The 11929-nt window shown below is 37.3% G+C and carries 11 protein-coding genes; 7 read left to right on the top strand and 4 right to left on the bottom strand.

All coding sequences use genetic code 11. From position 1 onward, the window contains the following. Positions 1–571 precede the first annotated feature (571 nt). Entirely contained in the window at positions 572–718 is a 147-nt protein-coding gene (locus BS1321_RS27750) for a hypothetical protein (RefSeq protein ID WP_169803979.1), read from the bottom strand. Between the two features lie 57 nt (positions 719–775). Further along, positions 776–1903: a 2-methylaconitate cis-trans isomerase PrpF family protein gene (locus BS1321_RS01780; RefSeq protein ID WP_063233363.1), complete on the bottom strand. Its 1128-nt coding sequence runs from the start codon at positions 1901–1903 to the stop codon at positions 776–778. Between the two features lie 148 nt (positions 1904–2051). Between BS1321_RS01780 and BS1321_RS01775 the strand changes: the two genes are divergently transcribed. Together BS1321_RS01775 and BS1321_RS01770 are read left to right on the top strand one after the other, a co-directional pair. Further along, the gene (locus BS1321_RS01775; protein WP_034313052.1) at positions 2052–2915 is read left to right on the top strand and encodes a LysR family transcriptional regulator; all 864 of its coding nucleotides are present in this window, start codon (positions 2052–2054) and stop codon (positions 2913–2915) included. A 252-nt stretch (positions 2916–3167) separates the two neighbouring features. Next, positions 3168–4478 carry a CitMHS family transporter gene (locus BS1321_RS01770; protein WP_063233364.1) on the top strand — a complete coding sequence of 437 codons (1311 nt, stop codon included), beginning with the start codon at positions 3168–3170 and terminating at the stop codon, positions 4476–4478. A gap of 94 nt (positions 4479–4572) precedes the next feature. Here BS1321_RS01770 and yyaC read toward each other — a convergent pair whose 3' ends face one another. Next, positions 4573–5106, bottom strand: a complete 534-nt coding sequence (gene yyaC / locus BS1321_RS01765; RefSeq protein ID WP_063233365.1) for a spore protease YyaC — start codon at positions 5104–5106, stop codon at positions 4573–4575. A gap of 629 nt (positions 5107–5735) precedes the next feature. Here yyaC and BS1321_RS01760 point away from each other — a divergent pair. From BS1321_RS01760 to BS1321_RS01745, 5 genes are all read left to right on the top strand, one after another. Next, positions 5736–7181, top strand: a complete 1446-nt coding sequence (locus tag BS1321_RS01760) for an alkaline phosphatase PhoX (protein ID WP_063233366.1) — start codon at positions 5736–5738, stop codon at positions 7179–7181. 57 nt (positions 7182–7238) lie between these two features. Continuing rightward, positions 7239–7430: a twin-arginine translocase TatA/TatE family subunit gene (gene tatA / locus BS1321_RS01755; protein ID WP_063233367.1), complete on the top strand. Its 192-nt coding sequence runs from the start codon at positions 7239–7241 to the stop codon at positions 7428–7430. A gap of 82 nt (positions 7431–7512) precedes the next feature. Further along, positions 7513–7947 carry a metallophosphoesterase gene (locus BS1321_RS28020; protein WP_232522757.1) on the top strand — a complete coding sequence of 145 codons (435 nt, stop codon included), beginning with the start codon at positions 7513–7515 and terminating at the stop codon, positions 7945–7947. A 17-nt stretch (positions 7948–7964) separates the two neighbouring features. Continuing rightward, the gene (locus BS1321_RS28015) at positions 7965–8525 is read left to right on the top strand and encodes a bifunctional UDP-sugar hydrolase/5'-nucleotidase (protein ID WP_232522756.1); all 561 of its coding nucleotides are present in this window, start codon (positions 7965–7967) and stop codon (positions 8523–8525) included. A gap of 1182 nt (positions 8526–9707) precedes the next feature. Then, positions 9708–9935, top strand: a complete 228-nt coding sequence (locus BS1321_RS01745; protein WP_063233368.1) for a hypothetical protein — start codon at positions 9708–9710, stop codon at positions 9933–9935. A 782-nt stretch (positions 9936–10717) separates the two neighbouring features. Here BS1321_RS01745 and BS1321_RS01740 read toward each other — a convergent pair. After that, positions 10718–11476, bottom strand: coding sequence for a GTP cyclohydrolase II (locus BS1321_RS01740; protein WP_063233369.1), 759 nt, complete (start codon positions 11474–11476; stop codon positions 10718–10720). Positions 11477–11929 lie beyond the last annotated feature (453 nt).

Below are 11929 nucleotides of genomic sequence, written 5' to 3'. Positions count from 1 at the left end.
AAAAATAGCCAAGGCTTAAAAAAGTCCTTGGCTGTTTGGTATTTTAAAATATAAAAATTCTGTATGCTTTGACTAAAACTCATATCATATAGGTATATAAAAGGTCAAACTTAGTAACAGTTTATCTATTGGAATTTTTTCAGGTGGAGTGATTGTATAGCTTTAAGCGTCCTGATGGCCAGACAATAAGATTCTTCATTACTAGCTTTTCGAGTTTAGCACCAGCTTGAATGGATCAGATGGGCATTAACGTGCATGAAGCCAGTTCTAACTTATCAATTTACCAGTTATATTGCTGTTGATCACTCCGATGCTAAAATTCAGCATGAAAAAGGGTAGTGGATTTGTTTATTGGTATTTTTCTCTAAACAAAATGATAGATAGTAATTAGCTTTTTTTAAATACTATAGTAACCATAAAAATTTGATTTCAGTATCTGTACCCTAATTTGTATAGGGGTTTTAGCTTATCTGGGGAAATTCACTTCTATTCTCAATCCTAGTTTATTATTAAATTTGAAGCCATGGTTTAGGTGAAATACATTAGAGTCTGGGCTCTTTTGAAGTCTCACTTATACAAAACAAGGATCATTGAAGTAAACAATTTCGGAAAGAATTTTAGTGCCTTTCATATTTTTGAATAGTTCTTTCGCTTCTTTTTCTGTGTCAAATTCAAATATTTTAATATTTTCTTTTAAAAAGACAGTGATGACCCACATTTGACAAGCCTCCAAGTGATAGAAAATTTTTTTGCTGTAATTGCAGATCAATTCAAATCAAGCTAATTGATAGGAAAGCTCATAATATTTTTTCGTGTACACGTATCCCTCCAAAATGATTCTTGCTGTGCGTACCACTTTAATAGCGCGTATGTGTCCTGCTAAGAAATCAACTTTTGTTTCCATTATCCCGGCCGGGTGGGCTAATCGAAAAATTTCGTGTTTAATATTTACCATCTCAGATAAAACCGTTTCCTGTAAGTAAGCCCCTGCTGTTGCACAAATGGCTCCTGTAATAGCAAGCGCTTGATGGGGCTTTTGCATGGACATCATTCGGATCATCAAATCCATCTCTGACGCTTTTCTTTCCGATCCGTTTAGATCGACGTAATCCATAGGAGGAGCAATTAGGGTCATTTTAGGTACAGCAGGAGATTTGACAGTAGCTGTTTTCTTATCGGAAAATTGACACATTTCAGCTGCAATTGACCGAATTTCTTCCAGTTCATTTAATTTTTCCTGTGAATAATCAGTGGGCAATTCGCTTCCGCTTAGACCAATATCCTGTGCCCTTACAAAAACGAGTGGATTGGCAACATCAATAATTGAAACTTGAATTAGTCGATCCTTGGTTTTAATCATGTCAATCGGATTTCCTGTAGGGAAAAGTTTTCCTGTAACTGCTCCTTCTGCACGAGTAAAAGAAAGATAGATAGGTGATCCTTTACCAGGCACCCCAGGAATTGAGCAGCATCCTTCTGATTTTACATGTCCATTTTCAACCTCTACTTCTGCAATAATCAATTTTTGTGTATTCACGTTAAAGATTTTCACCGTTGTAACAGGTTCTTTTGCAGAGACTAATCCTTGCTCAATTGCGTAAGGTCCTACAGCAGATGAAATATTTCCACAATTTCCTTTAAAATCAACCATTTGATTATCGATACTAATCTGAGCAAATGTATATTCCACATCGAATTCTGGTGAATCTGATTTTTTGATAATCGCTGCTTTACTTGTCAATGAATTCGCTCCTCCAAGACCATCAATCTGTCTCCGATCCGGACTGCCCATCACGTCAAGTAAGAAACCCTCCCAGTGTAAGGGATTCGAAGGCATATGTTCATAGTTAAGGAACACACCTTTACTTGTCCCGCCGCGCATTACAACTACAGGTACTTTCATTGTATAACCACCTTTTCTCAACCAATATTTATAGCACTACCGGTTCCTTTGAAAATATAGTATGATAAGTTTGTTCATAAGTAAAATACATATTTTTTTAATAAAAATGATAAAAAAACTTATAATCTATAAAGTGGGAGATGGTTAAGTGGACGAAAAAGATTGGATTGCGATAAGGGTACTTTATGAAGAAAAAAACATTAGCCGTGCCGCAGAGCGTTTATATATATCGCAGCCGGCGTTAACGTACCGGCTTAAAAATTTAGAAAAAGAATTTAGCACGAACTTATTTTTCAAAATAAAAGGAGGCATTGAGTTCACTTCAGAAGGGATACATTTAGCGGGCTATGCGGAAGAAATGGTGAAAAAGTTGCAAAAAACGAAAGATTATATGCTGAATATGAAAAATGAGGTAAGAGGAACGTTAAGGCTTGGCGTTTCCAGCAACTTTGCTCAATATAAGCTACCAGAAATATTGAAAAAGTTTTCAACACAATATCCTCATGTACAATTTAATGTGAATACAGGCTGGAGTACTGAAATCATGCATCTTCTGGATTCCTCTAGTGTTCAATTAGGCATTCTGCGTGGAAATTATGAATGGTATGGAATCAAATCGCTACTGCATAAAGAAAGACTTTGTTTAATTTCTAAGAAAGAGGTAGACTTGGATAATTTGCCAGAACTTCCATTCATAAATTATAAAACCGACAGTTCTTTAAAAAACTTAATAAATGGCTGGTGGCATGATAGATTCCCGGAGCCACCATTTGTAACTATGGAAACAGATCGGCAGGAGACGTGCAAAGAGATGGTCAAAAATGATCTTGGTGTTTCTATTCTGCCAGAAATATGCCTGCAGCCTTCAGATAATTTGCATACATACGGGTTATCCTACAAAAATGGGAAGCCGGTGTTAAGAAATACATGGTTAATGTATAACCAGGATTCATTAAAACTCTCTACTGTGAAAAACTTTATTGATTTCTTGAATAAAAATTCCAATCTATAACGAAAAAGCACAATGAAATTATTGACAATTGCATTGTGTTTTTTTGATTTCTTAATTTAATATAAAATGGATTATAAGTTTTTTTTTCGAAAAAGTACAAAAAATATGTATTTCACTTATTTAATGATATGAACTATTCTAAAAATAGAAAAACAAAGCAACAGAGAAACAGAAAATAATATGTTGTATTTTTTAACTATTCAAACTTTTCATCTGATTTGTAAGCGGTTTCTTTAATAGGAGGGGATTCATATTCTAACGTTACTTGGAATTTCAATGGTCGTTGTTTTTACTTATTTAATCATGTCTAAACGGTTATCACCAGTTACTTCTCTTGTAGTCATTCCAATTATCTTTGCATTAATTGGCGGATTTGGTCCAGAGCTCGGAGATATGATGCTCGATGGAATAAAGGTTGTCGCACCTTCAGCCGCTTTGCTATTGTTCGCTATTTTGTTTTTCGGAGTTCTGATTGACGCTGGATTATTTGATCCACTTATTAAAACTATGTTGAAAATCGTAAAAGGGGATCCGGTTAAAATAGCGATAGGAACAGCAGTAATCGCAATGACCGTTGCCTTAGATGGTGATGGTACCACGACTCATATGATTACGATTTCCGCTATGCTGCCTCTTTACTTACGACTTGGTATGAATCCACTTATTCTTGCCACTATTTCTATGCTGGCTGTCAGTATTATGAGTGGTATGACTCCTTGGGGAGGACCTGCAACAAGAGCAATAGCATCTTTAGGTCTGGATGCAAATGAATTCTTTGTCCCGATTATCCCAACACTATTATCAGGAATAGCAGCTATTCTTTTTACCGCTTATGTACTTGGTAAAAAAGAGCGCAAAAGGCTTGGCGTTGTTTATATCAAATCTGCACCTGAAATGAAAGGGGCTCTTGCTGAAGCAGCGGTAGCTTCCGCCATACAAGACGATTTAAAGCGCCCTAAATTAATATGGGTCAATCTTTTGTTGACGCTCACAGTCATGGTCGTTCTTGTAATGGGCTTAGTACCAGTACCGGTGTTGTTTCTAATCGGGTTTGTGCTTGCATCGATCATTAATTACCCTAATTTAGAACAGCAAAAAGAGCGAATCGTGTCACATGCAGGAAACGCTATAACCGTTGTCACATTAGTATTTGCGGCTGGTATTTTCACAGGGATCTTTTCCGGAACGAAAATGGTAGACGCCATTGCAAATTCATTAGTGGCCATCATTCCGGATTCTTTAGGCTCTTTTTTACCGATGGTCGTTGCGTTCACAAGTATGCCATTTACGTTCGTTTTATCCAATGATGCTTACTACTTTGGTGTTTTGCCAATTCTTGCCGAAGCAGGAGAAGCTTATGGGGTGAGTCCTTTAGAAATTGCCAGAGCTTCCGTACTGGGCCAGCCTGTACATTTCTTAAGTCCACTCGTGGCATCGACTCTATTACTGGTAGGGATGGTAAAGACAGATATCGGGGAACTACAGCGGTATGCATTTAAATGGGCTCTAATTTGTTCATTAGTCCTAATCATTGTTGCTATCTTGACAGGGGCTATTATTTAAGTATAAGGTTATCTAATAAATTCTTCGAACTTAAACAAAGTAGGGCTGTGCCAAAACCAATTATTATTAGTGGTTTTTGGGACAGCCCATTCTTTTAATAAGGTCTAGAAGTCTCCCCGGTCGCTTGAGTAATGATTTTTACGATTTTATTCGCAAGGTTCATAACCGTGTATAGACGAGTATCATTTAAAAATTGCATGGTTGGCAGCGGATCTATATAATTTACCATTCCTATAATATGATAGTCTCCCACTTCAGGTAATACTTTTTTTAAAGCTTTCCCTGGGACAAGAGGTCCATTCTTCAAGAAAACATAACCGACCTGGTTTTGATCCCCTAAACAAGCATCCACACTAAAAATAAGAGGCTTTTTGAATTGTTTTTTAATTTCTTTCAACGTCTCTTTTAAATTAAATGCATGAACGGGATTTTCCAAAGTACCGTAAACACGATAAGGCACCGTATGTTCTTTAAGCATCGTCCCGACTAAAGGGCCCAATGAATCCCCAACCGATCGGTCTGAACCAATGCACAGAAAGATTACATCTTCATTTTGACATCCTGAAGAATGAATAATATCTTTGACTTTTAATGCTAAACTCTTTATTTCTTCGCCTTTTGGTTCCACAGAACAAATCTGCTCCCTCTTTTGTAAATTAGACTCATTTTGATTCCCCTTTATTCTATTATACGAATTAAAAAGATATCATGCATGTAAATATGAGCATATGCTTGAGACTGATGGATATTTTTAAATTATTAGTATTTAACACTCTGAAAAATGGCAGTAATTCAAAAAATGCCCTTTAATTTATTTGGCGAGGAAGTGGGAGTAGGTTTACAACTAGAATATTTCTAGAGCAATTATATAGCATGGCTTTAACCGATTCCACTTTCCAAAAATTCATTAGATTTGGGTAGAAATAATCTGGTTAACTAGTTTGTCATAGTGTGTATCTCATTTATTTACAAACTATTAATAAGCTTTAATAATCTGCATCGGTCTTTTTATGACAAAATCCTTAGTTTTTTCTCCACTTTAGACTAATTCCATCAATTTCCACCCTTTTCATGTTACTAATATGGTTATTACCTCCACTTTTTTCGATAAACCGTGACTTTTGATTTATTTTCCTTGCGAAGGAATAAAATCACATGTGATTAACAGAGCATTTAAAATGGTCTGTTAATTTTGAGGGTAGGGTTTGCTATAAGGAATATAGCATCCCTCAAAAAGATTTTTTGGAGGTAATGTTGATGAAATCCAGCAATAGCGGTTTAAACAGACGTAATTTCTTAAAAGTTGGCGGAATGAGTACTTTAGCATTAACACTTGGTTCAACTGGGGTATTTTCTCTTGCGGGAGCTACAAAAGGATTTGCAGCGGAATCCAGCAATCCAACAAGAGGATTTGGTGGATATGGCCCACTAGTAAAGGATCCAAATGGAGTACTTGATCTGCCAAGGGGATTTCATTACAAAATGCTTTCACGAACTGGTGATATCATGCCTAATGGTGACCTTGTCCCTTCTGCTCACGATGGAATGGCTGCTTATAAAGGGGAGAAGGGTACAACCATTCTAGTTAGAAACCATGAAAATGGGACAAATTCAGATTATCCTGTAAACGGAAAAAAACCTTGGAGCGCTGGTGCTGCCGGCGGCACAACCACAATAATCGTTGGACAAAATAACAAAGTCATTGATCAGTATGTATCAAGTTCAGGTACAATCCGTAACTGTGCGGGTGGAGCTACGACTTGGGACACTTGGTTAACAATGGAAGAAACTCGTGATATGGGACATGGCTTTGTATTTGAAGTAAATCCGCTTGATCCTGAAAACGAAATGTCAAGAACACCGATCCGTGATATGGGTTATTTCTCCCATGAAGCTGGGCATGTTGACCCTTCAACAGGAATTTGGTATTTAACCGAAGACGCAAGTCCAAGCTTCTTGTACCGTTTTACACCACATGACCGAAGTCAAAAGCTAGGTTCTCTGCAAAAGGGCGGTATCCTTGAAGCAGCAGCGATTGATGAATTGCCAGCTGCAGCTGCAAGTCAATTTAGTACTAGACAAAAATTCGGGATTGTTTGGAAAAAATTAAATCCTGAAATCGCACAGCAAGATGCTAAGGATAAAGGCTGTATTCAGTTTAGCCGTCTAGAAGGGGCTTATTTTTCTGAAGGTACTTTATGGTTTGATGATACAAGTGCAGGTTCAGCACGCCTTGGCCGTGTTTATCGCTACACGCCAGCGACAAACACCTTAGAACTATTCTATGAGTCTACTGATAAAAATGATTTAGAAGCACCGGATAACATTACAATCACTCCTTGGGGAGATCTTTGGATCGCCGAAGATGGTGGCGGTAATGATCGTATTGTCGGATTAACTCCTGAAGGAAATATTTATACTTTCGCTGAAAATATGATGAACGGTTCTGAATTTGCTGGCCCTACGTTTTCTCCAGATGGAAATACTTTCTTTGTAAATATGCAAACACCAGGTATCACCTTTGCGATTTGGGGACCATTTGCACGCAGAAGTTCTACCCGTAGACGAGCTATGAACCAGGCACTACCGCCAGCAAGTCTTGCTCCTGTTGTTTCGGATAAACTTACTTCATTCGCAGAAGAACAAGGCATGTCTATATTAGAAGCAGCAGCATTAGAGCGTCATGGTATGCCAATTTTATAAGTAATGATCGCATTTTTTGAGTACTAACAAACCATCCTGGTATAGGAGGTGAGACGTTTGTTATCTAGTATCGGCATCCCTGGCCTAATTCTTATTCTAGTCATTGCGTTAATCATTTTTGGTCCTTCTAAATTACCAGAAATCGGAAGCGCTTTTGGAAACACTTTAAAAGAATTTAAAAAAGCAACAAATGATTTGATCAGCAATGACAAAGAAGAAAAATTAACTCTGAAGAAAAAAATAAACTAGTGGCTCTTGAGAAATCCGAAAAGACTGGAAACTAAATAACTTGTTTTACAATTTAATAGAGTAATTGCTTGGAGGAAATAGTATGAAAAAAATGGGGAAGATTTTTTTGACGGGCTGCTTTTCGTTGGCGATGGCTGCTGCTTTTGTCGAAATGCCCGTTACGGCAGATGCGGAGGAAAAGCTCAAGGAGGGAGAGAAGTTTGAACTCACCATTCTCCAGACGAATGACTTTCATGGTCATTTGGATGATATCATCACGCTGGATGATGGAACCGTTCATCACAATTCTATTGCGAAGTATGCAACCATCATTAAAAATGTGCGTAATGAAGAGGAGAATGTGCTTCTCGTCGATGGCGGGGATGTCTTCCTGCGCGGGGAGTTTCAGGCGGGTCAAGGAGAGTTGGAGACGTCTCTTTTGAAAGCTTTGGACTATGATGCGATGGCTCTAGGAACAACGACTTCCGCGTTTACCCTGCCGGGGAGGGCACACCGGACAGCCGTTATGAACAGTTAAAGGATTACCACCGCAACGTGAATTTCCCCATCCTTACTGGTAATGTCATTGACAGGGAAACAGGAAAGTACATACAGAATGTCAAGCCTTGGAAGAGTTTTACTTTCACTGGCGTTAAAGTCGGCATGATCGGCCTTACTTCGATGAAGCCGGAAATTCGCGGTTGGGATGATGTAGCAGATCTCGATTTCATCGAACCTGTTGAAGCGTTGAATGCGTTGCTTCCTGAAGTGAGTGAAAAGTCAGACGTTAACATTGTCCTTTCGCATGCCGGAAACCCTGAAGACCATAGGCTGGCTCAGGTTCCCGGAGTTTCGGCGGTAATCGGAGCAGATACACACAAGGTTATCGAAACTCCCGAATACGAATTCAACGGAGAGGTGATGGTGCCAATTACTCAAGCCGGCGGAGAACAAGAACATTATTTGGGCCGCCTGGATTTGACTTTTGAAGTCGTTGACGGCAAAATGGCTTTGGTCGAATCCGCTGGATTCCTCTACGACGTCACAAATGTTCCGGCAGATCCGGAGATACAAGCGATTATAGACGATTATCGTGCAGAGATGAACGCGCAATAATCAAGTCTCATAATGCTATGAGGTATGGACAAAGCGAGGATATTCGCTTTGTCGTTTTTTTATTAATGATGAAGTATGAATGCAAGGGGTTGTCCAGAAAGTCGGTGAAAACTAACTGACTGGCGGCCTTTTTATTTTTGCTCATTTCCTGCCATTTACACTGACGAGCGTCGAGCTTAGTGTAGATTTTATCTGTTTAGTTTAGCTTATTTCCACTAATTAATGTGCTAAAAAGGATCGTTAGGAAACTAAGGATTTGTTATGCCATTGAGATTGTGAAGGGTTTTACATAAATTACCATTAAAATAAACTTCTGTAACTGATAAAAAAGACAATACCAAAGAAGACCCATCCTATTCCGTAAATAATGGAACCAATAAAAATATCCTTAACTAATGAATCAATATGCTTTAATTCATCTGCAAAAGTTCCTGAATAATTGCAGTATGAAATAATTGATTCTCCTTTTCGATGTGTGCATCGTTTTTTAATTGCAGAAAATCGATTGAAAGAGCACTAATGAGTTCATTCACCAAGTTTCATTGAGATAGATATAAATTGATTTTAAACAATTCTTGATTTCCATAAACAACCAGTTATATTTTGCCCGATTATGGTCATTATAAATAAAGAAGAAGGGGCTAGTGATTACGTATGATTCACATCATATAGTAAATGAGGTGTCGGTTAAAGACGTTTAACTTAACTACTACTGGAAGCTTCATTAAAAAATCGATTCGAGCAAGGAGATGGTTCTCTTGCACTTAAAAGCAGAAAACTCATTCAATAATTGTCATTTATGCTTTGAAAGTTGATAATACTTTTAAGATATAGGGGATGGTTGCTTTGGATGGTAAACTCTAGTCAGATACCAGTATTTACTCTAATGTAGATGAGGTGTTTATCGCAGAGAATTTATGCTGATTCGAAATGAAGCAAACCCCTTTTTCAGGCAGGGTGCAACTTTCCGTTGCATCCTGTTTTTTTGTATTTTCTTGTTATCACTAGCGTGAGCCATTTTATTTATATCCTCTTTACTCGTATGTTTTTTCATTTTAACGTAACCTGTGATGTTATAAAAAAAAGAACTTAATAAGGAAAAGCATATGGGTAACAAAATGATAAAAAAATAATACACTATTATCGGAAAGACATAAATCAAACAAGAAGGATGGGATCCTGATGGTTGATGAAAATAAACAAAAAAACAAACGGGAACAATGGAAAAAGCAAGTTATGAATAATCTGAAGAAGGAAGCTGTCAAAAATATCATAGCAGGAATGGGAGACCTAGCAAGATTAGATGCTAAAGTCAATAATACTTACACTGTATACATCAAGAATGGAAGGATGATAAAGCAACCTACAAATGGGAAGTGTGTTGTCATTAAGGGAAAAATCCAAGGTTAATTGAGAAGGGTTAGGAAATACATTAAGGATTTTTTTGGAGATTTAACTCCAGCTGCTCTTCTATTAAAAGATTTATACAATCCAATTTTTAGTAAAGAAATAATGACAAGAAATCACTGCGATTTGCCAGTACTGCCACAATTGTTATAGGGCTGATTCTCATTCCATTTGTGATCTTTGCTCCAGATATCTAAGCACGGGCTTCTTTACTATGGCATTAAGAACCACTCTAGCCATCATTGTTGTTTTGAATTTATTTCACGCGTTTTAGCAGTGGCCGAGGAGCAGTATTGGGAATGCTCTTTGCAGTAGTTACGTCAACTGTCTGGTATTTTATCGGTAACCTTAATTGTTATGTTGATTGACCATATCATCGGGAAGAATGATAGTGTTTTGCAATACGAATCGAGCAGCATAAGCAAATAAGGAAGGTAAGGTCATCATATGATATAGAAAGAGGGGGGATATTCCCTCTTTTTTTAATTCATCCAAAAATCTGCGATTGAATTGAATGATGTTGTGGGGAACTCAGTATTGGATTTGTCTTTATGGAATAAATTCCTTTTTCACCAACTAGTTTGGTCGAATCGAAAATCTTTTCTTACTTTTTATCAAATGATCTTTTAATAACACATTTGATTTCCATGAAAAATGATTTATTAAAGGATATATATAGGATACTACATTCAACGATTCTTGTAGTTCCCCGATTATTCCACAATTCGGAACCATTCGTATAAACCTATTCAGGGGTATAAACAATTTCATATAAATCAAATCAGTCATTCATTTTTATTATCTTTTAAATGACCGGAACGTATCACTTTAGTTTTTAAATATTTTTCATTGAACTCGGAAATATCTCCCCATAACGGAACTCTGCCTGCAACATTGGCACCTGAGTTTTGAAGGGCTTCTAATTTTCTCGGATTGTTGGTGATAAGAGTCACTGGATTAGAGCGCAGGTTTTTTAACACTCGAATGGCGTCATCATAGTTGCGTGCATCATCCACAAATCCAAGCTCCAAATTCGCTTCCACTGTATCTAACCCTTTTTCTTGCAGTACATAAGCCATGGCTTTACTAAATAATCCGATGCCTCTTCCTTCGTGATTCGCTAAATAAAATAAAGCACCGGTTCCTTGAGTGGCAATCATTTTCATAGCCTGCTTTAATTGAAAGCCACAATCACAGCGTTTGCTGCCAAATATATCGCCCGTATGACAAATACTATGCATCCGGATAAGGGCATCAGAGGAGCTTTGAAAATCTCCATACAGTAACACACTCGATTGCTGCATTTCCGCTAAGTTGGAAGAGGCTAAAGTTTCAATGATCTTTCCTATATTATAAGTGCCGTCACCACAAAAATGACCTGCCATATTCTCACATCGTAACCAGCAATACCATTGGAATATAATTGTTTCGCCCTCTAAGTTAACGGGTAATTTGATGGGGCCGACTAAATAAATGGATGTTTCATCACTTTTAATAACGTTAATTTTATCTTCTAATATTAAAGCCACTTTTTCATTAATCATTTACTTCCTCCTGATGCTTCAAAATATTTAAGTTTACTGTTTGGCAAAAAATATTATTTTGGACCATTTATACTTTTTAGTTCTGTTCATATTGTACCCAATCACTCTTTTGTGAATCTTTTGTTTTAAAAGAAACTAAAGCTCCAAATATAACTAAAGCGAGAAAAAAAAGCAAAAGGTTATCCCCTACATTGGAGTTAAAACCCCTCTTGTCAACTTGAACAATAACTCATACAACCTCAATAACGCAGAGCTGTAGATTGTACCTACAGCACCGAATTTTTAGATGGAATTCCCCACTAAAAAACACTGTATCTCTCAAATTCAGCAAAAAAGGATTTTCCTAATGTAGAGGCATTATTGAATCAATGGTATTCGGTTAAAAAGAAATTTGTCTTCAGCTGCCTGTTTACCCCGGATAATGATGTTTTTGCTTTCCGAAGGAAATGTCCT

The organism is Peribacillus simplex NBRC 15720 = DSM 1321 (assembly GCF_002243645.1).
GTDB classification, from domain to species: Bacteria; Bacillota; Bacilli; order Bacillales; family DSM-1321; genus Peribacillus; species Peribacillus simplex.
Note: the sequence above shows the minus strand (reverse complement) of the source record. Positions and strands in the feature narration are given on the sequence as shown.

Bases quoted from the DNA above. Each gene is read 5' to 3' on its own strand.
- BS1321_RS01740 (WP_063233369.1), bottom strand. From the start codon at position 11,476: ATGATTAATGAAAAAGTGGCTTTAATATTAGAAGATAAAATTAACGTT.
- BS1321_RS28020 (WP_232522757.1), top strand. From the start codon at position 7,513: ATGAAAAAAATGGGGAAGATTTTTTTGACGGGCTGCTTTTCGTTGGCG.
- BS1321_RS27750 (WP_169803979.1), bottom strand. From the start codon at position 718: ATGTGGGTCATCACTGTCTTTTTAAAAGAAAATATTAAAATATTTGAA.
- BS1321_RS01745 (WP_063233368.1), top strand. From the start codon at position 9,708: ATGGTTGATGAAAATAAACAAAAAAACAAACGGGAACAATGGAAAAAG.
- BS1321_RS01780 (WP_063233363.1), bottom strand. From the start codon at position 1,903: ATGAAAGTACCTGTAGTTGTAATGCGCGGCGGGACAAGTAAAGGTGTG.
- BS1321_RS01760 (WP_063233366.1), top strand. From the start codon at position 5,736: ATGAAATCCAGCAATAGCGGTTTAAACAGACGTAATTTCTTAAAAGTT.